The sequence below is a fragment of the Methylobacterium sp. 1A genome, from assembly GCF_058072805.1.
The window spans coordinates 1,919,824-1,945,638 of the sequence record NZ_JBYQVE010000001.1; the positions used below are offsets into that span (position 1 = coordinate 1,919,824).

Here is a 25,815-nt window from a genome sequence, read left to right on the forward strand (position 1 = left end):
ACATGAATCCATTCAGCCAACACGGTTTCGCACTATAATGTTCAATTCCGTTCTCCCTCGACAAGGGACCGGCAATTTAATTCAAAATACACCGATAGCGTATCGACCCGGTTTCTCGATGCCAAGGAAACGCGAAAAACATTTCTGACTCCAGGAAGTTGTCGAGCTGGCGCGGAACCCGCATGCTCGTTCCCTCTCAGGGGAACCTAGGCCGTACGGGGCCTTGGGGTGGCCAGGGGAGCCCCGTGGTGGCGTTCGTCCGCTTCCACGTGGCAGACGCCGGCCCGGAGCTGCCGCCCGTCACGGGCCGCGCTATTGCACAAGATACGCGAAGGCCAGCCGATCACTGGGATGCGCGGTGATCCGGTGATCGAAGCGGAGATTAAGCGTTCTATCAGCCGTGATACCCTGACCAGTTTCGAGGACGGAAGAAGTCATAAGGCGCTGAAACGGCATCTCACGGCGCGTGGGCTGACACTGCGCAGTATCGTGAGAAATGGGGTCTGCTGAGAGACTACCCGATGGTGGCATCAGAATACGCCGAGCGACGATCTGCTTTGGCAAAGGCGATCGGCCTTGGACGGCCAGCGCAGATTGTTGCTCGCGGAGGCTGACCGGATAGTCCATAACGGCTCGAAGCGCAGGATCTTCAGCAAGACAGCCTGCCGCCGCTAGCGCCGCAGCGTTTCGATCCAGGCTTTGACCGGATTCACCACGAAGGCGAGGTACGCCGCCCAGGTCTGCGCCCAACGACCCAGGGGCAAGTCGTAGGCTGGGCGTGCCGACATCAGCGCCGCCACGTAGGCGTCCTCGTGTGCCTGGCACTCGTTCAGCGCGTTGCGCTCCCTGCCGGCTCGGCTGCCGTGCTCGGGCTGATGGTCGTACGCGTCGCGCACGCAGCTGTGCCACGCCTTTTCCAGCGCCGGCAATTCGGCCGGCTCGGCCGAAGCCGGCCCGGTGCTGGTGAGCGCAAGGAGGATGGCGGCACCCCCGACGTACGACGTCGGCTCATTCACCGTTGCGCGTGCCGGCTGGCTGTTCGACCGTCGCGGCAGACGCGACAGCCGTGGCCTGCCAAACCATCGGCGACACTATGCTGCACAGGAACTGTTTATGCGCGACATACGAGTTCCGTCGTTAGCGCTTGCTGCCAGATATGCGCCGGCCGGACCTTATGACGGGGAACGCCGTCCGTCAGCGCCACAAAGACAAACATGATCAGCCCCAGGGCGAGGGCAACGCGAACAAGGAGCAAGCGGGTCGGCATCGGCGGTATCCAGGGACGCCGCCAGCGTATCAGAGATCCTTGGGTACGGCTGCCGCGCCCAGGGCACAGTTGTTACGAGATGCGAACGGCTCCGGGGCCTGTCCCGCTTGCCTTTCCGGCAGGTGCTGGCGGCAGCTCATGAAAAAACCCGCCGACCTAAAGGCGGCGGGTGATTGCAGGGCCCACACTCTTCGATCCGGCCGGGGTCACCGCCCGAAGAGCCACTATCCCTGCCGGTCGTGATCGGGTGGACCGTCCTGCTCCGCATCGGCGATGCGCGATGTTCGGGGGCTGGTGCCGTGATGTCTCATGGCTAACCTCCTCTCCGGTGCTGGCGCCGCATGCGAGGCGCGCCGAGACATTCAGGCTAGAAGCGTCCGTCAGGGATAGCAAGGGCCGGCACGGATGGCCGTCCTCGGAGGCGTGAACGGCCTGACGCGTATCGGCGCGCATGGCCGTAATCCAACGGATCCCCCCGGGGCGGCCACGGCTGAGCGGCCGCTACCAGCCTCAGCTGGAATGGTGAAGGGGTCGTTGCTGGTAGACGCGGACGCACGCCAGGACCCGGGCCGTCATCCTCGAGGCTTGCGCGACCCACGGGTAAAAAACCTCGCCAAAGCTCGGGCGTTTCCCTGTTCCACGCTCGCATAAGACGGGCGCGTGAAGCTCAGGGAGGCCGAGCCATGCGCGGTGTGAGCGTGCGCGCCGCGTGTTCGGTCCCGGCATGCGGTGTGACGAGTCGAGCCTGAAGCGGTCGAGCTCTTTCGCCCAGGTCTGACAGATGAACTCGCAGGGCGTGAGGCCGCGCAGTGAGGGAAGTCGCGCCGGATCCGCGCCTGGAGGCGGGCGACACGCGCTTGAGCCCGCCGCCTGCGGATCGAGCCCCGCTTTCGTTGGGCGGCGATTCGCTGTGCCTTGCGCTTGTGGGGCTCTACCCGCTCCAGACTCCCAGGCATCGTCGGCATCTCGCCCGTGGATCAAGCGAGGGTAGTTGCGACGCCGCGGTCGATGCCGACCTTCTCGGAGCACGGCGCGGGTACCTCGTGCGCGATCGCGCAGGTGAACGCGACGTGCCGGCCGAGAGCGTCGAGCGAGACGGTGACGTTCTTCAGGACACCACGGACCGCTCGGCTGTCGCAGCACTTGACCCAGCCGATCTTGGGCAGGCGCAGGGCCGACCAGTTCGGGTTGAGCCGCTTCATCGCGACCTCGCGCCCGGGGAAGCGGGAGCGGTCACGCACCCCGCGGCGGCGGGCGCGAGGGAAGGTCGCCCCATCCGCGAGGAAGTTCCGGAACGCTCGGTCGAGATCGCGGAGCGCCTGCTGCCGGCAGGACACGTAGCCGGCATGATCCAGTCGAACTCGGCCCGCAGCCGCGTCAGGTCGGCGGCCTGGGCGACATACCCGAGCCGATGCTTCCCGCCCCAACTCGCCCGCTGCTCCAGGGCGAGGTTGTAGGTCGGTCGGCACACGCCCGCGAACTGCCGGAACAGGGCCTCCTGCTCGGACAGCGGTTCCGGCTTGTAGCGGAAGCCGCGCGCGATGGTCACGATCTGTTCCTATCATGAGCCCGCATCTCACCCACCCTTCATGCCGCGCCGACGCGCGGCATCCCCGACCTGAAGGCCGAATTTTCGGCTATCCGGATTTCAGTGTGGAACCGGCTGCTTCGCACTCCGCGTCTTCACCCGCCAAATCGGAGGGAAGTTGGCGCAGGCGCCTCGATCTCGTGGTCGGCGAACAGGCTCGGGATGAGGCGGTCACGGTAGTCCAGAGAAAATGCGACCCGCACCGGCGACTTCGGAGTGCGGGACTTCATGAACCCCTCCTCGACGCGTTTCGAGAGCGTCGATCGAGCGGTCCGCTGCGAAACTCCGAGCACCAATGCCGCTCAACCTCTCTCCATTTCACCGAACCTCGGCGCCGTCGAGGCGAATTCACCGGCCTTCGCATCGTGGCCGAACTCTCTGAGCGGCCTTCGGTAACGATCCTCTAGGGTTTCGAACCTGAACGCGGCAGACGTGAACCGGACCTGATCCAGCGCCACCGACAGAAACCAGGCGCAGAATGCCCGCAGTGCCGCCTCGGACATGTTGCCTCGGCCATCCCGTGAGCCTTGCCGTGGCATGTCGGCGTGATCCATCATGCGCTTATACTCGCCTTTCTCTTCCAGACCACGTGCGAGGCCGCGTGAGATGGACCAAAGCCCCTTTCCTCCGATACCGGCCTTCAATGCCATGGCATGCGCCACCGGGCGGCTGACCCGGCCGTCGCCGTCCACGAAGGTGGGATGTAGTTGAACCGATGATGGGCAGCGGCAATCGCGATCACGCGAGTACTTGCCCTGCTTCCGCCATGCCGAAGCGCTTGGCGAAATGCGCCATGAAGTCGACCACGGTTTCGGATGATGGTCGGTCATGCCTTCCGACCGCTACGTTCTCTTCCGCCTTGTTGCGGAAACGGCCCGGCACGATCGCCGCGTTGTGGCCGCCGGGCAGAAGAATGCATCGGAACTCCAAGGGCATCTCCTCGTAGAAGCGCCTGTGCACCCAGAGGATGAACTCAACGGAGGTCGGAGACGGCAACCTTCCTTCACGGTGAAGTGAGTCGATCTCGCGGTGGATCTGGACGTGAGTGCGCGCATCGAGTGCAAGTGGGCGCGTCTCATACTCCAATTCGGCGCCGGTCAGGGCGCGTTCGATGTCCTTGGGCGGGCGTCGTGGCCGTCGATGAGGTTTGAGTAATATCAGTTCGTGACCCGGACGAATTCGGCCAATTCGGCCACCGAATCCGGATGCAGGGATTTTCCAAGATCGGCTGCGGCAGAGTGGATCTCGACGACCAGATCGGCAACGGCTCGAGGGATGTCGCCTTTGAAAAAGCAGGGCTCTATACGCGAGGTGTTTTCCAAAAATGCGGACATCCTGCCGATCAGGGTGGGCTTGAAAGTTACGATTTCCAAATAAGTTAGACGCGCATCTCATGCAAGATCGCCGATATCCGTTGCCGATCTTCGTCCGGCTCGGCCGTCCTGAACCGAGGAGGTCGTCCATGGGCTGTGGAATGACGGGAGTCAGCCCAACGCGACGCTGCCGCAGCATGCGTGCGGATGCGCGCAGTGGTTGGCCGAGAGATCGAAACGGCAGCCTTTCACGTCCGCCTCCTCTCGGGGCTTGCTCCGGATCGCCGGCCCCTGTCGGCTACGTGGCTGGCAGCGTAAGCGGAGCGTCATCCGGGGCTGCGCCGTCGGTCGGGGCTCGTAGCCCGGTCTCTCGTGCGGCTGCAGGGGAGCCGAGATAGTCTCGACCCCGGTGTGGAACAGCTCTGGCGTTTCACATCGAAATCCGGATAGCCGAGTCTTCGAGGATTACCGATGAAGCGGCAGAGGTCGGGAAGGGTCCCGTTCGACGGGTCACCGCACTCCGGGTCGGAACCGCGCAGGATGCAGGCGGAGAGCGCGGCCTCCTCACTCTCGCTGAAGCGCACCACCGCGTCGCGCAACGCCTTCCGCTCGGTCCCGGCCGTGCGGGCCGCGTGCGCTCGGCTCATGCCGTCAAGTGCGTTGGCGAGCGCCGGCGTGCGAGGTCCATCCAACGGCGCGCCTCGCGCTTGGCCAGCCGCCGCGAGTCGGTCGCGGACACCGCGTCCGTCCTGATCGACGGTCATGGTGCGCCCATGTCCGTCCCCTGACCTGAGGCGGACACCGGATCACCTCCCGAGCCGAACGGAGACCCTCGTCGAGCCGCCGGCAGAGCGCGGCGGGATCGGACGAAGCGCAGCAACCCGTTTGCGGTCGAGCGAGGTAGGGTGGATCGAGAGGGGTCATGATCGTGGCAGATCGTGATCCCTGGCATTTGACCGGTTTGTAGATCGCAGCAGGAACTTGCGACCTTTCGGAGCGGGGGCGCTGTACAGAACCGATCGAATGGCGGTCAAAGAATGCTCTTTTCGACAGCGCGGATCTCCTCGGCCATTTCTCCCGCCCACGAGCGCATGTTTCAGTCAGGCGCCGGCGTAGGAAGCGATCCAGTTCCTGCGGCAAGGACTTCCGCCGCCGGCATTCAGCTGTCTGGATCAGAGTGGTCCGCTGGCGGTAGGATCGGGCGCGCAACCGTCCACAAGGATGAAATCGAAGTCCGCGCAATCCCGCCGATGCGGGATGATGGCCTGATAGGCGGCCGACCGATAGCAGCGCTCGGCGCTCGCGAAATCCGGGAACTCGGCGATGACGATACGGCGGGTCTCGGGTGGACCCTCGAACGTCAGGGTGCGCCCGCCCCGTGCGATGTGTCGGCCCCCGAACATCGCGAGGACCCCGGGCGAGCGGCACGCGTAGGCCTGATAGGCGGCTGGATCGCGGACATCGGCCCTGACGATGAAATAGGCTGACATGAGTCCCTTCCCTCGCCGCGCGTTCGAGAGCGCCTCGGCATCCGCCTCCGTACGTCACCGGGCGAGCTTGAAGCCGCTCTCCTCGAAGGTCTCGAAAGCCACCTCGCTGGAGATGGTCCGCAGCGGCTTGTAGTAGTCCCATCGGCCTTTCGAGTCGTTCGGTGACTTCACCTGCATGAGATGACAGTCGTAGACCATGCGCCCGTTCGGCAGGATCTTGCCGTCGTCGGTGTACGCGTCGCGCACGGGCAGCTCCCTCAGCTTCTCGGCGACGCGTCTCGGGTCGTCCGTCCCGGCGGCGGCGACGGCCTTCAGATACTGCAGCGTCGCCGATTAGACGGCGGCCTGGATCATCGTCGGGGGCGCTCCGTGCCGCGCGCGGAAGCGGGCGGAGAACGCCCGGGTGCGCTCGTTCAGATCCCAGTAGAAGCCGGTCGCGAAGACGAAGCCCTGGGCCGCCCCGAGGCCGACCGCATCGATGTCCGTCTCGAACACGAGTAGACCGGCCAGGCGCTGCCCGCCGTCCCCGATGCCGAACTCGGCCGCCTGCTTCAACGCGTTCGAGAGGTCCGTCCCGCCGTTCGCGAGCGCGATCACGCTCGCCCCGGAACTCTGCGCCTGCAGGAGGTAGGAGGCGAAGTCGGCGGTGTTCAGCGGATGCCTGACGCTGTCCACGACCTTGCCGCCGAGCCTCGCCACCACCGCGGCCGTGTCCTTCTCGAGCGACTGGCCGAAGACGTAATCCGCCGTGATGAAGAACCAGCTCCTGCCGCCGGCCTCGGTCATCGCGGTTCCCGTCCCGACCGCCAACGCATTCGTGTCCCAGGCCCACTGGAAGCCGTTCGGCGAGCAGTCCGCGCCCGTCAGGCGCGTGGTCCCGCCCCCGACGATGATGTTCAGCCTGTTGGCTTGGCGCGCCAGCGACTGCACCGCGAGCGCCACGGGCGAGTTGCCGAGGTCGGTGATCATGTCGACCTTGTCGATGTCGAATCAGCGGCGGGCGAGGTTCGAGGCGATGTCGGGCTTGTTCTGGTGGTCGGCGCCGACGATCCGGATGGCGACCCCGGGCAACAGCGCCGCCGCCTCCTCCGCGGCCATGCGGGCGGCCAGCTCCGAGCCCGCGCCCGACTTGTCCGCGTAGACGCTCGATCGGTCGCTGAGCACACCGATCTTGACGACGCCGTCGGAGTAGGCCTCCGCGGCCGGAGCACCGGTCGGGACGAGGGCCGCCGCGAGCGCGCGGAACGCGGCGGCGCGGCCGCGCCCGCCGAACCGTCCGGTCATGGTCGTCCTCCCCGTGTCGTGACGCTCGGGCTTCGGAAGCGTGGTCGCGGCGCTCAGCCGCCGCGGCGTCCCTGGCCGAACAGGATGGCCTTCGACTCCTCGGTGACGGTCGGAGTCGTGTTGACGGCCTTACCGGCCGCGTAGGCGCGCTGCACGGAGGGGCGCACCGCCAGGGCATCGAGCCAACGGCGGACGTTCGGGTACTCCTCGATCCGCTGACCCTGCCGTTCCCACAGCAGGCACCACGGGTAGGCCGCCATGTCGGCGATGCCGTATGCGTCGCCTACGATGAAGGGGCGATCGGCCAATCGCTCGTCGAGGACCCCGTAGAGGCGCGACGTCTCCTTGACGTAGCGTTCTATCGCATAGGGAATGCGCTCGGGCGCGTAGTGGCTGAAATGGTGATTCTGGCCGAGCATGGGGCCGAGCCCGCCCATCTGCCACATCAACCATTCCAGCGTGGTCTTGCGGCTGCGCGGGTCGTCGGGCATCAGGCCGCCGAGCTTCTCGGCGAGGTAGATCAGGATCGCGCCGGACTCGAAGACCGGAACGGGCTCGCCGCCGTCGGCCGGCGCGTGATCGACGATGGCCGGCATGCGGCCGTTCGGGGAGATGCGCAGAAAGTCGGGTTCGAACTGCCGGCCCTCGCTGATGTTGACCGGCACGATCCGGTAGGCCGCTCCAGCCTCCTCCAGCGCCAGCAGGATCTTGTAGCCGTTCGGGGTCGTCCAGAAATGCACGTCGATCATGGCGGAAAATCCGATCCTTCGTTGGAGAGGTGGGCGCGAGCCGCCCTCGCAGCCAGGCCGTCGAAGAGGGCGAGCGACCGGTCGCGCCAGGTCGCGACCGGGTCGTCCGCCGCTAGGAGTCCACGCGGCGACGAGCATCGAGCCCACTGAAACGCGGCGAATACGATGTAGTCGGCAAAGTTCGGGCGCTCGCCCCCCAGGAAGGGTTGCGACCGGATGGTCGCGCGGAGCGGCTCGAGGGAGGCCCGGAAGGCGGGCAGGGCCTGATCGGCGCCCGCCGCGACCGCCTCGAGCGTCGCCCCGAACCGCGCCTCCCGCGTGCGCCTGAAGTATTCTTGGTCGCGCTCGTGCAGGATGGTCCAGACGTCCAGCACGATCTGGCGCCCGATCTCGGGAATCACGACCCCGTCGCACCAGTTCCTGACGAACACGATCCCGGCTCGGGCCTCGCGCGGACCCAGCAGGGACGGCCGGTCGGGATACTTGGCGTCGAGATGACAGGCGATCGACCAGGAATCGACGATCACCGCGCCTTCGTCCACTAGGACGGGAACGCGATCCTGGCCCGAGAAGGCGATGGCCGCCTTGTCGGTGAAGCGCCACGGCACCGTGTCGGCCCAGAGGCCCTTGTGCGCAAGCGCCAGACGCACGCGCCAGACGAACGGACTGAACCGGACGCGCTCGTCGGCCGCCGCGAGATCGTAGAGCTTCAGCGCCATCGGACCCGTCCCACCGCGCCATTCAGGCCGCGTCGGCCTGCTGGCCGGGTTCGAGCTTGCTCCACGCGTAGGCCTCGAACGCCGCGTCGAGGGGCGTGGCCGCGACGTGATCGATGTCGTTGCCGAGCACCTCGTACCCGATGGCGACGATCGCCTCGAGCAGGTTCTCCCGCGTGTAGCCGACCGCTTCGAAGCGATCGAGCTCGGCCTGCCCGACTTGGCCGCGGGTCCGGGTCATGGCGGCGGCGAAGCTGCGCAGCGTCTCTAGCTTCGGGTCGGCCAGCGGGTCGCCGTGGCGCAGCGCGGACAGAATCGCCCCGGGAATTCTCTCGCGCGTGGCGATCGGCGAGTGCACCGCCATGCAGTGATGGCACTCGTTCTCGTAGTCGATCGCCCGCAGGACGATCTGGCGTTCGAGCGCGGACAGGGTGCGCCTGGCAAAGGTCGCGCCGGTCTGCCGATAGATTTCGTACATCACCGGCGACTCGGCCATGATCCCGTGCAGGTTCGGCAGGAAGCCGTAGCGCTCGAGCGAGTCGGCCGCGATCGGCTTCGACCGCTCGGGCGCGGTCCCGGGGGTGTGGATGGTCAGGTCCATGACGGTGCCTTCCTGCGATCAGTGGACGGGATTGAGGGCTGGCTCGCCGCGCAGCGCCCGGGCCTCCTCCTCGGCGGTGCGCCTCTGGAGATCGACCAGCGATTCCTCCGAGTAGAAGGCGAGGTGCGGCGTCACGATGAGGTTGGGAACGGTCCCGATCCAAGTCTCCGCCGTCGGCGGCTCGGTCTCGAGGACATCAAGCGCGGCGCCGCCTAATCGCCCCGATGCCAGCGCCGCGCACACTGCGGGAAGGTCGACGAGGCCGCCGCGGGAGGTGTTGACGAGGAGGGCCCCGGGCTTCAGCCGCGCCAAGCTCTCGGCGTTGACGACGTGGTGCGTCTCGGCCCCCAGCGGCACGTGGAGCGAGAGGATGTCGGCCGCCTCCCAGGCCTCGTCGCGTTCGACGCGGCGGGCCCCCAGCCCCGCGATCGGATCCTGAGGGACGAACGGGTCGCACACGAGGATGTCCAGGCCCAGGGCGCGCGATGCGCCCGAACCCGAGCAGGACGAGCGTGCGTGCGCGGTGGCGGTGGAGAGGCGCGACGGCGGCCACGTTCCACCCGCCCGCGCGGGTCTGGTCGATCCCGCGGACCAGCCCGCGGGCGAGCGCCAGCATCAGCGCCAGGGTGTGATCGGCGACTTCTTCGATGCAGTAGTCCGGGACATTGGTCACCCGGATGCCCTTGTCCCGCGTCGTGGGCAGCGGGATCGTGTCCACGCCGATGCCGTAGCGCGCGATGATCGCGCAGCGCTCCAGTTGCTGGACGAGGGTCGGCGGAAGCCTCGCGTAGCAGTTCAGCAGAGCGTCGGCATCGCGGCAGACCTCCGGCAGAGCTTGCGGGTCCGTGGACGGCGCGACGACCAGATCGGCCAAGCCGTCGAGGATTGCGCGTTCGGGCTCCAGGTTCGGGAATACGTGGTCGGTGACGACGACCTTCCGCCTTGTCATGGTCAGCCCCGCCACGGCTCGAGAAAGGCAAGGAGTTCCGCGTTGACGCGGTCGGGCCGCTCCTCTGGAGGCAGGTGCCCGCATTGCGGAATGGCGACGCCGCGCACGTCTCCGGCCATGCCCTGCCACACGGTCAGGACGTCGAAGGTCCGGCCCACGAGGTCGAAGTCGGCGCCCCAGATCGCGAGGGTCGGGCACGCGATCAGCCGGTCGGCGTCGGCCTCGTCCTGCGCGAGGTCGACCGGTCCTGCCCGGTAGTCCGCGAAGGCGCCGCGGAAGGCGCCGGGCCGAGAATAGGCGCGGACGTACTCCGCCACCGCCTCCTCGCCGATCGCACCCGGCGCGTAGGACCAGCTATCGAAGAAGTGCCGCAGGAACATCTCCTCGCGCCCTGCGACCAGCGCCTCCGGAAGATGCGGCACCTGCTGGAAGTAGAAGAACCAATAGAGCTTGGCGAGCCGCGCGTCCGTGGCCTGGAAGAGCACGCGCGTCGGGATGTTGTCGATCACGACGAGGCGGTCGATGGCCTCCGGGTAGTCCTTGGCGAACCGTGTCGCGACACGGGCGCCGCGGTCGTGACCGACGAGGGCGGCATGCCCGATGCCGCAATGCGCCATCAGGGCCCGGACGTCTCCCGCCATCGACCGCTTGTCGTATCCCGTATCGAGCTTGTCGGTCGCGCCATAGCCGCGCAGATCCGGAGCGATGACCCGATACCGCTCGGCCAGGACGGGCCACTGATGGCGCCGCGCGAAATGCGTCTCCGGATAGCCGTGCAGCAGCAGCACGGCCGGGCCCGCACCCGCGTCCAGGTAGTGCATCCGGATGCCGTTGACCTGGGTCGTATGGTGCCGTGCATCCGGAGCCATGAAGGTCTCCCCTTTGCAACAAGCGTGCGGACAATCGGGATTCGTGAGAAGAGGTGACGCGGGAATAGGATCTATACGCGACCTGTATGAGTACGCGCTGGAAGATCCTGGGCGCTCGTGGCGACCAGGACCGTGGCGGCGCGAGCGATGCGGCGCGTGGCGAAGGATGCGTCGGTCTCGCGGGGCGTCGCAGCCCGCCGGAATCCATCGCCTCGATCGGCGGTCATCGGTGACCGGTCCGCCGCGGTCGGCTACGGGGTGTCGGAGCTCCGGACGATACGGGGACGGTATGGATGAACGACCTGATCACGGCCATGCGGACCTACGTGCGGGTCGTGGAGGCCGGCAGCTTCACCGCCGTGGCGGCCGAGCTCTGTACCACCCAGCCGACGATCAGCCGGCAAGTGGCTTCGCTGGAACAGCATCTCGGCACGCGGCTCATCACCCGCACGACCCGCGCGCTCGCCGTGACGGAGGACGGTCGCGTCTTCTACGAACACGCCCTGCGGTCGCTCGAGACGCTGGCCGAGGCCGAAGCCGCGGTCGGCAGGCGCAAGGGCCGGCCGTCCGGAACGCTGCGGCTCACCGTGCCGGTCGTGTTCGGGCGTCTGCACGTCGTGCCGCGCCTTGCGCTGTTCGCGGAGCGCTACCCGGACATCCGCGTCGATCTCATCATGAACGACGCCTTCTCCGACCTGGTCGAGGAGGCGATCGACCTCGCGATCCGGGTCGGCGAGATCACCGATCCGGGCCTCGTCGCGAAACGGATCGGGATCACGCGGCGCGCCACGGTCGCCGCCCCGGCCTATCTCGCGAAATGCGGCGAACCCACGTGCCCGGGCGACCTCGCCGCCCATGACTGCATCGTCTACACGCGTCTGGTCGCCGGCCACCGCTGGTCGTTCACGAGCCCGGATGGACCCGTCTCGGTCGACGTCGCGGGTCGTTTCCGGGTCAACAATTCGGAAGGGGTGCGCGAGGGCGTCATCGCGGGCCTCGGCATCGGCGTCGTGCCGATCTGGGCGTTCCGCGACGAGATCGAGACGGGACGGGTGAAGATCATCCTCCCCGCTCACCACCCGATGCCGTTGCCGATGCAGGCCGTCTACCCGTCGCGCCGGTTCGTTCCGCTCAAGGTGCGGGCAGCCATCGACTACCTGAGAAGAGAATTTCTGCAGGACGCACGGATCTCTGGCGCCGGTTGAGAGCGTTCGAGGGGCTTGGCCTCACCTCGGCTCGAAGGGAAAGTTTCCGCAACTGGTCGATCATCGGTCGTTTGAATGAGCGACGAGAGTCGGGATGTCGTACAAGTGCCCGACTCGCGGATCCACGCGTTTGCGGCGGTCCTCGTCGTGTGCACGGTCGGGGACCATGCCGATGGCCGATTCGCGAGGACGTATCCGCGGAAGGCCGATGAGCGGCTCGTCGACCGATCTTTCGACGCCGGCGTCTTCGCGAACCTTCCACCGTCGATCCTACGGAACGGGACCAGGATCGCGGTGGTCGAAGTCTGCGTCGACGGGCGGAGCGAGCGCGCGGACCTTAGCCGATCCGATAAGCCATGACCTGATGCGCTCCCTTCATGGGCGCGTACGGCCCGGTGCGTCCCATCCGGCGTTGCACCGGGTGACGAGCCCACGAGTTTCTTAGCTATCCGGATTGCGGTGTGGAATGCATCAGGTGCTCCTATCGGTCTCCCGGCTGTTTCACCCCCTCAAGCAGCCCGCTCGGCCGGGTGACAAGTCCCGGTCGACGGCGCAGTCCCAGACGACGCGCCGCGTACACTGCCCGCCTCGCCGCAGGCAAGGGCCCGATCATCGTCGCTGCGGATCGGCACGAAACACAGGATCTGGCCCACCCGATAGAAATGGTGCCTCGACAAATGAAACCTTCTCCGACCTATCCTTCTCGCCACGTTCTTGCCGACACGAACGCGGCGTTTGATATTTGTCAGAGATGGAACACACCTTTGCTCAACGTGGAGGGTTTGCATCAGCGGCCCTATGTAGCGTCAACTGGACGAGATCTCACGGTCTCCGAAAATCCTCGTCCTTCAGGGCGGGGAAGATGTTGACTGCCTTCGCCTGTGTAACGCGGCGAGCCTTGCAAGCGAAGCGGCCTTTACCGAGAGGATGGCGGAATGATCGACCTGATCGAGTTCGCGGGTGGCGATGCAGGCCCTTGGCGGGTGACGCGCGTGGAGTCGCCGCTTGGGGAGCGTCTGCCCAGCGCAACCCGCCTTTCCGTCAGCCTTCCGATCGGCAACATGGAACAGCGGACCGGTCCTTCGACCGGCACGATCTGGCGCTTGCGCGGGGTGGTGAGCAATCTGCGCTATACAACCAGCAACGAGGCGCAGCGGCTACGCGCCGTGCAGCCACCTCTCGATCGACCTTCGGCGACGCGGGCCGCCCTGATCCCGATCAGGAAGTCGGCGCGCTGGTGGGAGCTGGCTCAGGACGAGCGCCGGGCGATCTTCGAGGAAACCTCGCACCACACGAGCATCGGCCTCGGCTACCTGCCGGCGATCGCACGGCGACTCCACCACAGTCGTGACCTCGGCGAGCCGTTCGATTTCCTGACGTGGTTCGAGTTCGCGCCGGAGCACGAGGTAGCCTTCGAGGCGCTCGTCGCAGCGCTACGCGCTACCCGCGAGTGGACCTTCGTCGAGCGCGAGGTCGACATCAGGTTGACCCGTGATGCGCCAGGCTGATCCGGTGATGACGGCCGATCTGGAACCGAGCGACGACCTGCTGCTTCCGCGGCTTCGGCTCGGCGAGGAGGGCGCTTTCCGGATCCTCGTGCGGCGCTATCACGTGCGGCTCGTGGCGATCGCCCGTGGCGCACACCTGACGCGGGAGGCGGCGGAGGAGGCGGTGCAGGAGGCCTGGATCGCGGTGATGCGCAACATCGCGGGATTCGAGGCGCGCTCGTCGCTGCGCACGTGGCTGACCGGGATCGTCCTGAACATCGCGCGCAAGGCCTCGGTCTCCGCCAGGCGCACCGCGACCTTCGCGGAACTCACGCCCCGGCATGACGAGGACGAGGGATCCGGTTTCGACGCCGATGCCTTTCTCGCCGACGGCCACTGGCGCGAGGCGCCCTGGCACTGGAGCGAGATCGACTTGGAGCGCGGGCTCGCGGGGCGGCAGGTCTGGCAAGCGGTCGAGGCGGCCATCGCCGCTCTGCCGCCGGACGAGGCCGCCGTGATCCGGCATCGCGACATCGAGGGTTTCGGCCCGCGCGAGACGGAGGAGTTGCTCGGCCTCGGCGAGGCGCGTCAGCGCGTGCTGCTCGATCGAGCGAGGCTGAAGATCCGACGGGTGTTCGAGGCGTTGACCCGCGACGCGGCGCGAGCGTGACGAGCGGAACGGGCGAGGATCATCGGATGCGGTGTCGAGAGGCGGCGGAGCAGGCAGGCGCGTTCGTGGACGCGGAGGTGTCCGGACGCGTTCGATGGCGCATCCGGCTTCATCTCGCGACCTGCAGGAATTGCCGGCGTTTCGTGCGGCAGATCGCACTCACGCGCGACGCTCTCGGCCGGCTCCCGCCTCCGCCCCTCGACTCCGCCCGCGAGGACGAACTCGTGGCGGCCCTGCGGGAGGCCTCGCGGTGAGCGCCGGTCAGCAACCGGTGCAGATCGAGGTTGCGATCAGGTTGTGCAGAGCGCGACTCTTCCGGTCGAGCGCCGCGGTGGTCCCACTGCGCCCGTCGAGGGCCGAGCCCCCCGGCTTCGTCGTACCGTTCGACGTCACTTGGCGGAACAGCGCCCGCTGCATCGTCGATGCCGAACCGACCGCGGCCGGCAACTGATCGACTGGCGCGGCACTGACCGGGAACGCAGCGAAGGTGATGAGAGCGATGGCGGCGAAAACGGAGCGGGTCATGATCTTTGTCCCTACGAGGTTTGAAGCGGGAAGCGTTCAGGCGAAGGCGACGACCATCAGGCTGAAGAAGGCCGCGATCGCGCCGACGATCGGAGGAAGGGAGCGGGCTGGATCGAACATCGGGGTTCTCCGCGGCGCGACGATCGCGCCATGATCCTGAGTGCCTGCAGGAGGCCGGATCCGCGTGTGGCTGCGCACGCCGGATGGCGCGGGGACGGAGCGGGACACCGGGATGCCTGACGCGGTATCCTTGCCGCTTGAGGAGTCCGAGTGGCTGGAGGCCGACGGGCTCGGCGGCTTCGCCTCCGGCACTGTGGCGGGTGTCCGGACCCGGCGCTATCATGCGCTGCTGCTCACCGCGGCGCATCCGCCGACCGGACGGACGGTGCTCGTCAACGGTATCGAGGCATGGGTTGAGACGACGACTGGCCGCTTCGATCTCAGCACCCAGCGCTACCTGCCGGACGTGATCCATCCGCGCGGTTTTGAGCGAATTACGAGCTTCACTCACGAGCCCTGGCCGTCTTGGACATTCGGCCTGCCGGATGGCACCGAGATCACCCAGGAGATCTTGGTTGATCCCGATGCCTGCGACACGCTGCTGCGATGGCGGCGGATCTCAGGCGCCGGTCCTTGCACGCTCGTCGTCGTCCCGCTGCTCTCGGGACGGGACTACCACAGCCTGCAAACCGCAAATCCCGCTTTAGACTTCACGCCACAAATCGGCGGCGCGGAGACCGGAACCTGCGTCACGTGGCATCCCTATCCGGATCGACCGGCGATCTCCGCCCTGACCACGGGCACCTATCGACATGAACCGGACTGGTATCGCCAGTTCCTCTACGCGGCGGAGCGGGCGCGGGGACTCGACTGCGTCGAGGATCTCGCCGCGCCCGGCAGCTTTCGCTTCGATCTCGCGGGGCCCGAGCCCGGGCTGATGCTGCTACGCGCTGGCGAGAGCGGGCCGGTCCGCGTCCGAGCCTTGGCTGACCGGATGATCGCCGCGGCGCGCGCGACGCGGGCCGGTCCGGATCTTCGCCGAAGTGCCCTGAGCTACCGAGTTGATCGAGGACGGGGCAGTACCCTGGTGGCAGGCTTCCCTTGGTTCACGGATTGGGGGCGTGACACCTTCATCGCGCTGCGCGGTCTGCTGCTGGCGACCGGCGAACTCGACACCGCGGAGAGCATCCTCAGAGCCTGGGCGGGCGTCGTCAGCGAGGGCATGATGCCCAACCGTTTCCCGGATTCCGGCGAGGTACCGGAATACAATTCCGTCGACGCCTCGCTCTGGTACGTGGTCAGCGTGTACGACTTCTTGACAGCCTGCAGGCTGGTTGGGCGCTCCGTCCAGTCTGAGCCAGCTCTGCGTACAGCCTGCCTCGCGATCCTCGATGGCTACGCTGCCGGTACCCGTTTCGGCATCCGGGCCGATGCGGATGGTCTGATCGCGGCCGGTCAGCCCGGATGGCAACTCACCTGGATGGACGCCAAGGTCGGCGATTGGGTCGTCACGCCCCGTATCGGCAAGCCGGTCGAGATCCAGGCCCTCTGGATCAACGCCCTCCACATCGCGGCGACGCTGTGGGAGCCGCGCTTCTCCGAGGCCGAGACCGCGGCGCGAGCGAGCTTCGCGCAGAAATTTCCAAACCCGGTGGGTGGCTTATTCGACGTCGCCGATGTCGACCACGTCCCCGGCACGCACGATGCGGCGGTGCGTCCGAACCAGATCTTCTGCGTCGGCGGTCTGCCGTTTCCGCTCCTGACTGGGGAGCTCGCCAAATCCGTCGTCGATGCGGTCGAGCACAGGCTTCTGACGCCGCTCGGCCTGCGCACCCTGTCGCCGGACGATCCCGCCTATGCCGGTCATTACGGGGGCGACGCGCGGACGCGAGACGGTGCGTACCACCAGGGCACGGTCTGGCCCTGGCTGCTCGGTCCCTTCGTCGACGCGTGGCTCTCGGTCCGCGGCCGCAGCGAGGCGGCCCTGACGGAGGGGCGGGCTCGCTTTCTGCCGCCGCTGGAGCAGCACCTCGGCGAGGCCGGCCTCGGTCATATCAGCGAAGTCGCCGACGGCGATGCGCCCTATCGACCCGGCGGCTGCCCGTTCCAGGCCTGGTCGCTTGGCGAATATATCCGCCTGCGCCGGATGCTCGGCCTCGAAGCGTTCTGACGGAGACCGCAATGCCTGAGGGCCCGAACGCATCCCACCTGTTCGAGACCGAGGAAGGACGCCGTCTTCGGGCCTGTGCCGCGGACGGGTGGCACCGCTGGGGACCGTATCTCGCCGAGCGGCAATGGGGGACGGTCCGCGAGGATTACAGCCGGGACGGCACCGCCTGGGACTACCTGCCCCATGATCACGCGCGCTCGCGGGCCTACCGCTGGGGCGAGGACGGCATCGCCGGGTTCAGCGACGACAAGCAGCTGTGGTGTCTCGCGCTGGCCCTCTGGAACGGGCGGGACCCAATCCTCAAGGAGCGGATGTTCGGCTTGACCAACGAGGAGGGCAACCACGGCGAAGACGTGAAGGAACTCTACTGGCTCCTCGACGGCACGCCGACGCACTCGTACATGCGGATGCTCTACAGGTACCCGCACGCGGCGTTTCCCTACGCCGAGCTCGTGGCCGAGAACCGACGGCGCAAGGGCCGCGACATGCCCGAGTACGAGCTCGCCGACACCGGTGTACTGGCGGAGAACCGCTGCTTCGACGTCACGGTCGAGTACGCCAAGGCCGCCCCCGACGACGTGCTGATGCGGGTCTCGGTCGTCAATCGCGGGCCGGAAGCGGCCGAAATCCACGTCCTGCCCCATCTGTGGTCGCGCAACACGTGGTCGTGGCGCGAGGATCCGAAGCGGCCGCTCCTCCGGCTCGTCGAGGGGCCAAGCGTCGAGGCGACCCGCGCCGCGGGTCCCTGTCGGCTGTTCAGGGCCCTACAGCCGGCCGAGTTCCTGTTCTGCGAGAACGAGACCAACACTGCTCGCCTGTTCGGCGTGAGCGGATCGTACCACCCCAAGGACGCGATCAACGACGATGTGGTGGCGGGAACCCGCACGCGGGTGAACCCGCTCCACGAGGGCACCAAGTGCGCGGCGCTGAGCCGCCACTCGCTAATGGCCGGCGAGACGATCGTCTTGCGCTACCGGTTGTCCCCGGCCGACGCGCCGGGTCTCGACGACGCGGGTTTCGAGGCGGTGTTCGCGCGTCGGGTCGCGGAGGCCGACGCCTTCTACGCCGCCCTTCAACGCGACATGACGGACCCCGACGCACGCCTCGTCCAGCGCCAGGCCCTGGCCGGCATGCTCTGGTCGAAGCAATTCTACCACTTCGACGTGCGCCGCTGGCTGATGGGCGATCCGACGCAGCCGGAGCCCCCAGCGGAGCGGCGACACGGACGCGACAGCGAGTGGGCGCACCTCAACAACGCCGACATCGTCTCGATGCCCGACACCTGGGAATACCCCTGGTACGCGGCCTGGGACCTCGCCTTCCACTGCGTGACCTTCGCGCTGATTGACCCAGAATTCGCCAAGGGCCAACTCGTGCTGCTGACGCGCGAGTGGTACATGCACCCCAACGGCCAGCTGCCGGCCTACGAGTGGGCCTTCGGCGACGTGAACCCGCCGGTTCATGCCTGGGCGGCGCTGCGCGTCTACCAGATGGACGCCGCGCTCACCGGGCGACCCGACCGGACCTTCCTGGAGCGGGTGTTCCACAAGCTGATGCTGAACTTCACCTGGTGGGTGAACCGGAAGGACGCGGACGGGCGCAACGTCTTCCAGGGCGGCTTCCTCGGACTGGATAATATCGGCATCTTCGACCGCTCGGCGCCGCTGCCCACCGGCGGCACCATTGACCAAGCCGACGGCACCGCCTGGATGGCGATGTACACGCTCAACCTGATGCGGATCGCCCTCGAACTGGCCGCCGAGGACCCGGTCTACGAGGACATCGCGACCAAATTCTTCGAGCACTTCCTCTACATCGCCGAGGCGATGACCGACATCGGCGGCAGCGGGGTCGGCCTCTGGGATGAGGCGGATGAATTCTTCTACGACGTTCTGAACCTTCCCGACGGCCAGATGCTGCCGCTGCGGGTTCGCTCGCTGGTCGGGTTGATCCCGCTTTGCGCCGTCGAGGTGCTCGACATTTCCCTGCGCGACCGATTCCCCGGCTTCGCGCGCCGGGCCGAGTGGATGCTGCGTAACCGCCCCGACCTCGCCGCGTTGGTCTCGCACTGGAGCCAAGGCGAGGGTGAGGGACCGCCGCCCGGCCCGGGCGGCGACCGGATGCTGCTCTCGCTGCTGCGCCGGCACCGCATGAAGGCGCTTCTGGCGCGGATGCTCGACGAGACCGAGCTCTTCTCCGACCACGGTATTCGCTCTCTGTCGAAGGCGCATGCCGAGCACCCGTTCGTTCTCGATTGGAGCGGTGCCCGCTACTCCGTCGACTACGAACCAGCGGAATCGACGACCGCCACGTTCGGGGGTAACTCGAATTGGCGCGGCCCGGTCTGGATGCCGATTAACATCCTCCTGATCGAGGCGCTCGACCGCTTCGGGACGTTCTATGGCGACGACACGCGCTTCGAGTGCCCGACCGGCTCCGGCCGTTATCTCAGTCTGCCCGAGATCGCCGACGAATTGAGCCAGCGCCTCTGCAGGCTATTCCTGCGCGGGCCAGATGGACGCCGGCCGGTGCTCGCCTCCTATGGCGCTCTCGCCGACGATCCGCATGTGTGCGACTGCATCCCGTTTCACGAGTACTTCCACGGCGATACCGGCGCAGGGCTCGGCGCGATGCATCAGACGGGCTGGACAGGCCTAGTAGCACTACTCCTGAGGCCCGGGCGCCTGACCGCACTGCCGATCACCCGCGCTATCCCGTCCTGACGATCGGACCCGCGGCTCCGGTGTCCTATCCTGCGGGGGAGACATCGCTTCGCTGAAGTCGTCCATCACCAGCTGGTTCGGCGCGCAGATGAAGGAGGACCGCTCCCGGCTCCTCGATCCAGACGAAACGACGAGGAGCATCCAGACCGACGCAAGTCCAGAGCTGACGTACCCCGCTCCGCAAGACGACCGCGCTTGGCTCTCGCCATCGTCTCAGAACCGTTCGCGCCTGTAGGATCACGCGATCCCCGCTATGGCGATGCCGAGGTGCTGTGGACCGCGGAGGGAAGCGCCCGGTCGGTAAGGCGGCGGGTCGTCCAGGAGCCTCGGTGCGATGAGGCGCCGGCAGAGCGTGACAAGGGCGATCTCGGCCTCGATCCGCGCGAGGGGCGCGCCCACGCAGTAATGGAGGCCACCGCCGAACCCGAAATGCTGGTTGTCCGTCCGGTCGGGATCGAACCGGTCCGGTTGCTCGAACCGCGCCGGGTCGCGATTTCCGGCCGCAAAGAGCAGCACCACCGACGATCCCGCCGGGATCGTCGTTCCCGCCACCGCGATGGCGCCGAGCGCCTTGCGGGTGCGGAAATGGACGGGGGGCTCGTAGCGCAGCATCTCCTCGATCACGCGGGGGGCCCGCTCGGGGTCGGCCTTCAGCTTTCCCAGCTCCTCCGGATGCCTGAGCAGGGTGAGCATGCTGTTGGTGATGAGATTCACCGTCGTCTCGTGACCCGCGACGAGGAGCAGGATCGCCGTCGCGATCAGGTCTATGTCGCCCATGGCCGCGTTGCCTCGGCCACCGCGAGCGGCGAGCCCGCTGAGCATGTCGTCGGCCGGATGGCGGCGCTTCTCGCGGATCAGCCGACGCATGTAGTGGGAGATCGCGTCGAAGGTTGCGGCAATCTCCCGCCGCCCCGCCTCGTCGTGGCGCGCGTCGGGCTCCAGGGCCGTCGCGAGGCGGATCGCCCAGACGTGGAATTGCGCCTCGTCGGCCTCGGGCACGCCGAGCAGCTCGCAGATGACGGCCACCGGCAGCGGATAGGAAAGGTCCTCCACCAGGCAGACGGTGTCGCGGCCGTGGCACTTGTCGATCAGGGCATCCACGAGCTTCGCAACCTTGGCGTGAGACTCCCGCACCCGGGCGATCGTGAACTCCTTCATCACGAAACCGCGCAGGGTGTCGTGGTCGGGCGGATCGCGGAAGATCAGCGGGCGATGGCCGTTGACCACCCGATTCCGGATCGGGTTGAGGATCCAGTCCTTCAGAGGGTTGCCCGTTCTGGGTCGCCGCGAGGGCGGCAGGTCTTCCGAGCTCAGCCGGGGATCGAAAATCAGGCTCTTCAGCGCGGCATGGGTGCTGACGACGTAGCTGCCGTCCGCCTGCAGGGACACGGGCGTCTCGCGCAAGCGTGCGTAGAGGGGATAGGGGTTCGCCCGGTTTCTCGGATCGAGAACCTGCGCGAACAGCGTCTCGTCAGGCATGGGCCGTCTCCAGAGCCGTAACGGATCGGTCGGAGGATCGCCGCGGGCTGGGAAAGCCGGGCTCCAGGGTCTCGATCCGCGGCTGGTCGGTGGCGCCGAGGATCGGCGGGAAGGCCGCCCCGTCAGCCACGGCCTCGGCATAGGCGGGAAGCCAGCGTGCCTGATCGAAGGAGAGGGCCGCGACGGTTCGCCCGGCCCGGCCATAGACGGCGAGGAACCGGTGCGAGGCCCGCGATCCCTGGACGATCGCGAGCGCCTCCGCCCCCTCGGTCAGGCCGGCGAGCTTGATGTTGAGACCGAACTGGCTCGACCAGAAGGAAGGCACGTGCTGGTATTCGACCTGGCCCGTGGGCGGAGCAAGCATGTTCGCCGCCGCGTGCCGGGCCTGGTCCACCGCGTTGCCCCAATGCTCGACGGTCACCAAGCGGCCGTCGGTGAGTGGGTTCGGCCAGCGCGCGACATCGCCGGCCGCGTAGATGGCGGGATCGGGCTCCCCCGTCGTGGTCAGGGCGCGGCAGGCCGCGTCGCAGGTCAGGCCCCCCTGGTCGGCGACGAGGCCGGCCGCGGCGAGCCAGCCCGTGTCGCGCGTCGCGCCGAGGGCGACGATGACGAGATCCGTCGCGATGTCCGCACCACCCGCCAGGTGGGCGCGGCGGACTTGTCCATCCTCGCCGGAGAAGGCCAGCACCTTGACGTTCGGGCGGAGGTCCACTCCGGAAGCCCGCATCCGCCCGGCGAGCGTGGCCCCGATCACCGTCCCGAGGAGGCGGGCGAGCGGCGTCGGGTTGGGATCGACGAGCGTCACCGCCAGGCCGAGATCGCGGCAGCAGGAGGCGGCCTCGCAGCCGATCAGGCCGGCGCCGACGATGAGGACGCGGCTTGGCCGCAGCGCCAGCGCGCTCCGCAGGGAGCGGGCATCCTCCAGGGTCCGGATCGTGAAGATCCCGGCGAGATCGGCGCCTTCTCCGGGCCATGGCCGCGCCCTGGCGCCGGTGGCGATCAGGAGCATCTCGTAGGGAAGCGTCGCGCCGTCGGCGAGGCGCACCACCCGGCGGTCCCGGTCCAGGGCGACGGCCGGCAGGCCGAGCCGCCACTGTGCGCGCAGACGAGTGAGTTGCGGAAGCGCGGTCGCGTCGGGGTGAAGCTCGCCCGCCAGGACGTGCTTGGACAGAGGCGGCCGGTCGTAGGGCCGGTGCGGCTCGTCCCCGACCAGGGTCAGAGGGCCGTCATAGCCGCCGTCCCGCAACGCCTCCGCGCCCCGCAGGCCGGCGAGGGAGGCGCCTACCACGACGATGCCCGGTCGCTGCCCGTCCGTCACGGCTCGTCACCCTCGGCGAGTCCGGCGGGCTCGATCGCGATGGCCCGGACGGGGCAGGCCTGCTGCGCCCGCTCGACCTGCGACCTCTTCGCCTCGGGCGGCGCCGGATCGTAGAACAGGATCTCGTGACCGCGCACCTCGAAATGCTCAGGGGCGGCGTAGCAGCACTGCGCGTAGCCCTGGCAGCGGTTGAGATCGACGACGACACGCATTCAGGGGCTCCGAAGAGATGTGCGGATGACCGGTCGGTCGGGAGCTGCGCCTGCCCGAACATCGGAGCGGCTCATGTCCAGGCTCCCAGGCGGCCCGACTCCAGCGCTTCCCGGGCGCAGCGATAGCCGAGTTCGGCCGTCGTCTCGAAGCTCGACGACGCCCGCAGATCGACCCCGGCCAAGGAGGGCTTGAGCAGGACCGCAGCCCGGGTGACGGCCGCCATGGTCTGGGCGTCGCTCGACACCATCGCGGAGCGCAGGAGCAGGTGGGCGATGCCGGGGAGCTGGTCCGAGATGCCGAGGAGGCGCCGGAACGCCCGCGCGCTCCGGCCCTGCCGCGGCATGACCTGGAAGGCGGCGTCGCTGCCGACATCCACGGCGAGAACCGGCCCGCGGTCGAGATCGGCCATCACGTCGGCAGGCAGGTTGTTCATCATGCCGCCGTCCACGAGGATGCCGTCCGCACTCGCCACCGGGGGCAGCAGGCCGGGAATGGCGATGCTGGCGCGGATCGCCCGGTCGAGGGGGCCCGCCCGGTGGACCATTGCGGTGCCGGTCGTGAGGTTCGAGGACACGCAGAAGAACGGGCGCCAGAGATCCTCGACGCGGGCATCGCCGAACCGCTCGGCCAACCCCGCATCCACCTTGGCCCCGCGCGTCAGGGCGTGGAACGGCAGGGTGTAGTCGTCGAGGGGGTTGCGTCCGACGAAGGAAGCCACCGTGTGGGTCTCGATCGCGTCTAGGCTCCAGTCAAGGGCGACGCTGGCGGCCAGGATCGAGCCCATGCTGGTGCCGCCGACGAGATCGATGTCGAGCCCGGCCTCGCCGAGCGCCCGCAGAACGCCGAGATGGGCGAGGCCGCGGGCGCCGCCGCCGCCGAGGACAAGGGCGCGGGCATGGCCGGACGCGATCCGGGCGAGCCGGGCGAAGTCACCACCGTGGTTCTCGCGAACCTGGAGCCGCAGGGAGAAGGGCAGCGCGGCGACGTCGGGGTGCAGAGGGCGCGGCAGGCGCGCCTCGGCGGGCTGCGCCACGGCGAGGTCCATGCGGATCCAGTCGGAGCGGATCGAAGCGAGATAGTCCGCGGCGCCGGGTCGTGGCGGCGCGCCTGGCTCGGCCAGCAACAGGACGTGGTCGGCGTGGCGCAGGCAGAGCCGGCACCAGGGGCAGTCGATCTGGTGGGCGACGAAGACCGTGCGGTCGTGCGTTTGCTCGTAGCTGTGGAACCACGCCTCGTCGGCCTCGGGGGGCCATTCGGAGAGGCAGCCGGTCCGCCCCGGCAGCGCAGCATCGAGGGCCTGCGCCAGCCGCTCGCCGAAGGCCGTCGCCTTGCGGCCCTCGGTCACCGCCAGGACGGCGAAGCTCCGCGGCGCATGGCTCAGGGTCACGCCCGTATGGGCGGTGCGCAGCCGCGCGGCCAGGATCCGGGCGAAATAGAGCAGCGTCCCGGGATGGGCGGCGATCAGATCCTCGAACGACGCGCGGGAGAGCCGCAGGAGGTGCGTATCGCGCAGGGCCGTTGCCGTGATCGAGCGCGGCTCGCCGGTGAGCAGGGCGAGTTCGCCCACGGTATCCGGTGGGGCGAGACGGATGAGGCGGCGCACGCTGCCGTCGCGCGGGTCGCGGATCGAGAGGCCGACCGCGCCGCTCACGAGCGTGTAGAGGGCGTCGGCCTCGTCCCCCTCCTCGAACAGCGTCCGCCCTCCGGCGACGGCGACGGAGGTCATCTGCGCCCGGATCGCGACGTCGGCGTCTCCGTCGAGGGCGGCAAGAAACGGAATCTCCGTGCGCCCCGGAGCCCGGGCGGCAGGGACGGGCGCCACGTCGCAGGTGCCGAGGCGTTCGGCCTCCGTGGGTGGTGCTGATAGGCCGCCGAGCCCGGTGAGCCTCGGGGAAGCGGCTGGGGCCGCGCCCGGAGGAACGGAACCGAGTTGCTCGATGCTCTGCGCGATGCTCCGGTCGCGTCCGATCTCGGCACTCATCGGCCGGCGCGCCGCTGCAGATGATCCTCGAGGATCCCGAGCGCCGCGTCGCTGCCGACGCGACCGAGGCCGAGGCGCAGGCGGTCCGTGGGGACCGGCGCCAGCGCCGAGTGCCACAACGCGGAGGGCAGCACGAGGACGCCGTCCTCGGACGCGAGAGCCTTCGAGAACTCGGTCGCACCCTCTCGCCCACGGAAGCGGGGGCAGGCGAAGGCGAGATTCGTCGGTTCTTCCGGATCGAACAGGTTCGGGTAGCGATCGAGCAGAGCGCGCAGACGGTGGTGGTTGCGCCGCCCGATCGCGCGGGCGCGGCCGGTCAGGCGCGGCTCGGCCCGCAGCGCGACCTGCGCCAGGATCTCGCTCGGTCCGGCGAGGCAGCTCGACAGCAGGCTCTTGACCGTGAGGACGCGGTCGAGCGCCCCGCGGTCGCGACAGGCGGCCCAGCCGACGCGCAGGCCCGGAAGCCCGAAGCCCTTCGACAACCCGTTGATGGAGATCCCGCGCTCGTACACGTCGACGACGGGTGGGACGGCTCGCTCCGGGTCGAGGTCCGTCTGGCGGTAGACCTCGTCGTTGACGAGCCAGAGCCCGTGTCGGCGGCAGAGGTCGACCAGCCTCTCCAGGGTCGTTCGATCCAGCGACGCGCCGGTCGGACTGTTGGGAAAATTCATCAGCACCAGCCGCGTGTTCGGCCGGATGGCGGCGACCAGCCCGTCGAGATCGAGGGTCCAGGCCGGTTCCGGGCGGAGGGCGACGCCATCGGCCGCGCACAGCCGCGACACGACGAGCTCCGAGGGTTGGTAGATCGGCACCACCACCACCGCGTGGTCGGCCGGACCGAGCAGCGCGCTCAGCACGCAGGCCACTGCTTCCTGCGCCCCTGCGCTGACCAGCACGTCGTCGGCAGCGAGCCGGCGGTAGCAGCCGGCGATCGTGGCGCGCAGCCAGGAGGCGCCGCGCGGGTCGGCGTAGCCGAGGTCGGCCCTCCGCCAGCGCAGACGATCCTCCGGGCCGGCAAGGCGCAGCAAGGCGGCGAGCGACAGCGGCTCCGAGTCCGAGGCGGCGAGGTCGGGATGCGCGCAGGCCGACCAGCGATCCAGGTACGCCGCCAGCGCGAACGACCCTGCGGGCGCGATCCCGTGGTCCGTATCGGGGCCGGGCGCCTCCGTCCGGGCGCCGGCCCACAGGCCCGGTGCAGCGTCATCCTCGAGCGCCATC

Annotated in this window: 25 protein-coding genes and 4 pseudogenes; 7 read left to right on the forward strand and 22 right to left on the reverse strand. The window is 68.4% G+C overall.

Annotated elements, in window-relative coordinates:
- Positions 1 to 228 precede the first annotated feature (228 nt).
- Positions 229 to 614: pseudogene (locus ACX9MN_RS09415) on the forward strand (MucR family transcriptional regulator).
- A 57-nt stretch (positions 615 to 671) separates the two neighbouring features.
- Here the strand turns inward: ACX9MN_RS09415 and ACX9MN_RS09420 are convergent.
- The 16 genes and pseudogenes from ACX9MN_RS09420 to ACX9MN_RS09495 all read right to left on the reverse strand — a co-directional run bounded on the left by ACX9MN_RS09420 (position 672) and on the right by ACX9MN_RS09495 (position 10,826).
- Positions 672 to 1,016 (reverse strand): hypothetical protein, encoded by a 345-nt coding sequence (locus tag ACX9MN_RS09420; protein ID WP_408902971.1) that lies wholly within the window; start codon positions 1,014 to 1,016, stop codon positions 672 to 674.
- A gap of 962 nt (positions 1,017 to 1,978) precedes the next feature.
- Positions 1,979 to 2,089: pseudogene (locus tag ACX9MN_RS09425) on the reverse strand (IS481 family transposase); the annotation flags it as partial.
- A gap of 155 nt (positions 2,090 to 2,244) precedes the next feature.
- A complete protein-coding gene (locus tag ACX9MN_RS09430) occupies positions 2,245 to 2,469 on the reverse strand; it encodes a hypothetical protein (protein ID WP_408902972.1) in 225 nt (74 codons plus the stop codon).
- Positions 2,466 to 2,816, reverse strand: a complete 351-nt coding sequence (locus ACX9MN_RS09435) for a helix-turn-helix domain-containing protein (RefSeq protein WP_408902973.1) — start codon at positions 2,814 to 2,816, stop codon at positions 2,466 to 2,468. The genes ACX9MN_RS09430 and ACX9MN_RS09435 overlap by 4 nt, the downstream gene beginning before the upstream one ends.
- Before the next feature lie 134 nt (positions 2,817 to 2,950).
- Positions 2,951 to 3,085, reverse strand: coding sequence for a hypothetical protein (locus ACX9MN_RS09440; protein WP_408902974.1), 135 nt, complete (start codon positions 3,083 to 3,085; stop codon positions 2,951 to 2,953).
- Between the two features lie 72 nt (positions 3,086 to 3,157).
- Positions 3,158 to 3,505, reverse strand: coding sequence for a hypothetical protein (locus ACX9MN_RS09445; RefSeq protein ID WP_408902975.1), 348 nt, complete (start codon positions 3,503 to 3,505; stop codon positions 3,158 to 3,160).
- Positions 3,506 to 3,593: 88 nt separating this feature from the next.
- Complete coding sequence (locus ACX9MN_RS09450; RefSeq protein ID WP_408902976.1) at positions 3,594 to 3,785, reverse strand: hypothetical protein; 192 nt, start codon at positions 3,783 to 3,785, stop codon at positions 3,594 to 3,596.
- Between the two features lie 227 nt (positions 3,786 to 4,012).
- Complete coding sequence (locus ACX9MN_RS09455) at positions 4,013 to 4,189, reverse strand: hypothetical protein (protein WP_408902977.1); 177 nt, start codon at positions 4,187 to 4,189, stop codon at positions 4,013 to 4,015.
- A gap of 1,151 nt (positions 4,190 to 5,340) precedes the next feature.
- The gene (locus ACX9MN_RS09460) at positions 5,341 to 5,658 is read right to left on the reverse strand and encodes a DUF1330 domain-containing protein (protein ID WP_408902978.1); all 318 of its coding nucleotides are present in this window, start codon (positions 5,656 to 5,658) and stop codon (positions 5,341 to 5,343) included.
- A gap of 54 nt (positions 5,659 to 5,712) precedes the next feature.
- A pseudogene (locus ACX9MN_RS09465) lies at positions 5,713 to 6,942 on the reverse strand (ABC transporter substrate-binding protein).
- Between the two features lie 53 nt (positions 6,943 to 6,995).
- On the reverse strand, positions 6,996 to 7,691 hold the full coding sequence (locus ACX9MN_RS09470) for a glutathione S-transferase C-terminal domain-containing protein (RefSeq protein ID WP_408902979.1): 696 nt from the start codon (positions 7,689 to 7,691) through the stop codon (positions 6,996 to 6,998).
- Positions 7,688 to 8,410: a glutathione S-transferase family protein gene (locus tag ACX9MN_RS09475; RefSeq protein WP_408902980.1), complete on the reverse strand. Its 723-nt coding sequence runs from the start codon at positions 8,408 to 8,410 to the stop codon at positions 7,688 to 7,690. The genes ACX9MN_RS09470 and ACX9MN_RS09475 overlap by 4 nt, the downstream gene beginning before the upstream one ends.
- 22 nt (positions 8,411 to 8,432) lie before the next feature.
- Positions 8,433 to 9,008: a carboxymuconolactone decarboxylase family protein gene (locus ACX9MN_RS09480; protein WP_408902981.1), complete on the reverse strand. Its 576-nt coding sequence runs from the start codon at positions 9,006 to 9,008 to the stop codon at positions 8,433 to 8,435.
- 18 nt (positions 9,009 to 9,026) lie between these two features.
- Positions 9,027 to 9,485, reverse strand: a complete 459-nt coding sequence (locus ACX9MN_RS09485; RefSeq protein WP_408903611.1) for an NAD(P)-dependent oxidoreductase — start codon at positions 9,483 to 9,485, stop codon at positions 9,027 to 9,029.
- A 106-nt stretch (positions 9,486 to 9,591) separates the two neighbouring features.
- Positions 9,592 to 10,041 (reverse strand): annotated as a pseudogene (locus tag ACX9MN_RS09490) (Rossmann-fold NAD(P)-binding domain-containing protein); the annotation flags it as partial.
- Entirely contained in the window at positions 9,960 to 10,826 is an 867-nt protein-coding gene (locus ACX9MN_RS09495) for an alpha/beta fold hydrolase (protein WP_408902982.1), read from the reverse strand. The gene ACX9MN_RS09495 and the pseudogene ACX9MN_RS09490, both read right to left, overlap by 82 nt.
- Positions 10,827 to 11,140: 314 nt before the next feature.
- Here ACX9MN_RS09495 and ACX9MN_RS09500 point away from each other — a divergent pair, with 314 nt between their 5' ends.
- The 4 genes from ACX9MN_RS09500 to ACX9MN_RS09515 all read left to right on the forward strand — a co-directional run bounded on the left by ACX9MN_RS09500 (position 11,141) and on the right by ACX9MN_RS09515 (position 14,442).
- Positions 11,141 to 12,031, forward strand: a complete 891-nt coding sequence (locus tag ACX9MN_RS09500) for a LysR family transcriptional regulator (RefSeq protein WP_489725218.1) — start codon at positions 11,141 to 11,143, stop codon at positions 12,029 to 12,031.
- A gap of 935 nt (positions 12,032 to 12,966) precedes the next feature.
- Positions 12,967 to 13,539, forward strand: a complete 573-nt coding sequence (locus tag ACX9MN_RS09505) for a chlorite dismutase family protein (protein ID WP_408902984.1) — start codon at positions 12,967 to 12,969, stop codon at positions 13,537 to 13,539.
- Complete coding sequence (locus tag ACX9MN_RS09510) at positions 13,526 to 14,188, forward strand: sigma-70 family RNA polymerase sigma factor (protein WP_408902985.1); 663 nt, start codon at positions 13,526 to 13,528, stop codon at positions 14,186 to 14,188. The genes ACX9MN_RS09505 and ACX9MN_RS09510 overlap by 14 nt, the downstream gene beginning before the upstream one ends.
- Before the next feature lie 26 nt (positions 14,189 to 14,214).
- Complete coding sequence (locus ACX9MN_RS09515; protein WP_489724291.1) at positions 14,215 to 14,442, forward strand: zf-HC2 domain-containing protein; 228 nt, start codon at positions 14,215 to 14,217, stop codon at positions 14,440 to 14,442.
- Between the two features lie 7 nt (positions 14,443 to 14,449).
- Here ACX9MN_RS09515 and ACX9MN_RS09520 read toward each other — a convergent pair whose 3' ends face one another.
- Positions 14,450 to 14,713 carry a hypothetical protein gene (locus ACX9MN_RS09520; RefSeq protein WP_408902986.1) on the reverse strand — a complete coding sequence of 88 codons (264 nt, stop codon included), beginning with the start codon at positions 14,711 to 14,713 and terminating at the stop codon, positions 14,450 to 14,452.
- A 184-nt stretch (positions 14,714 to 14,897) separates the two neighbouring features.
- On the opposite strand from ACX9MN_RS09520, the gene ACX9MN_RS09525 reads away from it, so the two are divergent.
- Together ACX9MN_RS09525 and ACX9MN_RS09530 are read left to right on the forward strand one after the other, a co-directional pair.
- A complete protein-coding gene (locus ACX9MN_RS09525; protein WP_408902987.1) occupies positions 14,898 to 16,883 on the forward strand; it encodes an amylo-alpha-1,6-glucosidase in 1,986 nt (661 codons plus the stop codon).
- Positions 16,884 to 16,894: 11 nt separating this feature from the next.
- The gene (locus ACX9MN_RS09530) at positions 16,895 to 19,606 is read left to right on the forward strand and encodes an MGH1-like glycoside hydrolase domain-containing protein (RefSeq protein ID WP_408902989.1); all 2,712 of its coding nucleotides are present in this window, start codon (positions 16,895 to 16,897) and stop codon (positions 19,604 to 19,606) included.
- A gap of 237 nt (positions 19,607 to 19,843) precedes the next feature.
- On the opposite strand, the gene ACX9MN_RS09535 is transcribed toward ACX9MN_RS09530, so the two are convergent.
- The 5 genes from ACX9MN_RS09535 to ACX9MN_RS09555 all read right to left on the reverse strand — a co-directional run bounded on the left by ACX9MN_RS09535 (position 19,844) and on the right by ACX9MN_RS09555 (position 25,814).
- The gene (locus tag ACX9MN_RS09535) at positions 19,844 to 21,085 is read right to left on the reverse strand and encodes a cytochrome P450 (RefSeq protein ID WP_408902990.1); all 1,242 of its coding nucleotides are present in this window, start codon (positions 21,083 to 21,085) and stop codon (positions 19,844 to 19,846) included.
- Positions 21,078 to 22,403 carry an NAD(P)/FAD-dependent oxidoreductase gene (locus tag ACX9MN_RS09540; protein ID WP_408902991.1) on the reverse strand — a complete coding sequence of 442 codons (1,326 nt, stop codon included), beginning with the start codon at positions 22,401 to 22,403 and terminating at the stop codon, positions 21,078 to 21,080. Before ACX9MN_RS09540 ends, ACX9MN_RS09535 begins: the two co-directional genes overlap by 8 nt.
- The gene (locus tag ACX9MN_RS09545) at positions 22,400 to 22,615 is read right to left on the reverse strand and encodes a ferredoxin (protein ID WP_408902993.1); all 216 of its coding nucleotides are present in this window, start codon (positions 22,613 to 22,615) and stop codon (positions 22,400 to 22,402) included. The genes ACX9MN_RS09540 and ACX9MN_RS09545 overlap by 4 nt, the downstream gene beginning before the upstream one ends.
- Before the next feature lie 71 nt (positions 22,616 to 22,686).
- Entirely contained in the window at positions 22,687 to 24,342 is a 1,656-nt protein-coding gene (locus tag ACX9MN_RS09550; protein WP_408902994.1) for a patatin-like phospholipase family protein, read from the reverse strand.
- 251 nt (positions 24,343 to 24,593) lie between these two features.
- A complete protein-coding gene (locus tag ACX9MN_RS09555) occupies positions 24,594 to 25,814 on the reverse strand; it encodes a pyridoxal phosphate-dependent aminotransferase (protein WP_408902995.1) in 1,221 nt (406 codons plus the stop codon).
- Position 25,815: the final 1 nt, after the last annotated feature.

Coding starts and splice junctions, on each gene's coding strand:
- ACX9MN_RS09510 (WP_408902985.1), top strand. CDS start 13,526: ATGCGCCAGGCTGATCCGGTGATGACGGCCGATCTGGAACCGAGCGAC.
- ACX9MN_RS09445 (WP_408902975.1), bottom strand. CDS start 3,505: ATGGCATTGAAGGCCGGTATCGGAGGAAAGGGGCTTTGGTCCATCTCA.
- ACX9MN_RS09500 (WP_489725218.1), top strand. CDS start 11,141: ATGCGGACCTACGTGCGGGTCGTGGAGGCCGGCAGCTTCACCGCCGTG.
- ACX9MN_RS09460 (WP_408902978.1), bottom strand. CDS start 5,658: ATGTCAGCCTATTTCATCGTCAGGGCCGATGTCCGCGATCCAGCCGCC.
- ACX9MN_RS09545 (WP_408902993.1), bottom strand. CDS start 22,615: ATGCGTGTCGTCGTCGATCTCAACCGCTGCCAGGGCTACGCGCAGTGC.
- ACX9MN_RS09455 (WP_408902977.1), bottom strand. CDS start 4,189: ATGTCCGCATTTTTGGAAAACACCTCGCGTATAGAGCCCTGCTTTTTC.
- ACX9MN_RS09480 (WP_408902981.1), bottom strand. CDS start 9,008: ATGGACCTGACCATCCACACCCCCGGGACCGCGCCCGAGCGGTCGAAG.
- ACX9MN_RS09530 (WP_408902989.1), top strand. CDS start 16,895: ATGCCTGAGGGCCCGAACGCATCCCACCTGTTCGAGACCGAGGAAGGA.
- ACX9MN_RS09475 (WP_408902980.1), bottom strand. CDS start 8,410: ATGGCGCTGAAGCTCTACGATCTCGCGGCGGCCGACGAGCGCGTCCGG.
- ACX9MN_RS09495 (WP_408902982.1), bottom strand. CDS start 10,826: ATGGCTCCGGATGCACGGCACCATACGACCCAGGTCAACGGCATCCGG.
- ACX9MN_RS09550 (WP_408902994.1), bottom strand. CDS start 24,342: ATGACCTCCGTCGCCGTCGCCGGAGGGCGGACGCTGTTCGAGGAGGGG.
- ACX9MN_RS09555 (WP_408902995.1), bottom strand. CDS start 25,814: ATGGCGCTCGAGGATGACGCTGCACCGGGCCTGTGGGCCGGCGCCCGG.
- ACX9MN_RS09440 (WP_408902974.1), bottom strand. CDS start 3,085: ATGAAGTCCCGCACTCCGAAGTCGCCGGTGCGGGTCGCATTTTCTCTG.
- ACX9MN_RS09535 (WP_408902990.1), bottom strand. CDS start 21,085: ATGCCTGACGAGACGCTGTTCGCGCAGGTTCTCGATCCGAGAAACCGG.
- ACX9MN_RS09515 (WP_489724291.1), top strand. CDS start 14,215: ATGCGGTGTCGAGAGGCGGCGGAGCAGGCAGGCGCGTTCGTGGACGCG.
- ACX9MN_RS09505 (WP_408902984.1), top strand. CDS start 12,967: ATGATCGACCTGATCGAGTTCGCGGGTGGCGATGCAGGCCCTTGGCGG.
- ACX9MN_RS09430 (WP_408902972.1), bottom strand. CDS start 2,469: ATGAAGCGGCTCAACCCGAACTGGTCGGCCCTGCGCCTGCCCAAGATC.
- ACX9MN_RS09520 (WP_408902986.1), bottom strand. CDS start 14,713: ATGACCCGCTCCGTTTTCGCCGCCATCGCTCTCATCACCTTCGCTGCG.
- ACX9MN_RS09470 (WP_408902979.1), bottom strand. CDS start 7,691: ATGATCGACGTGCATTTCTGGACGACCCCGAACGGCTACAAGATCCTG.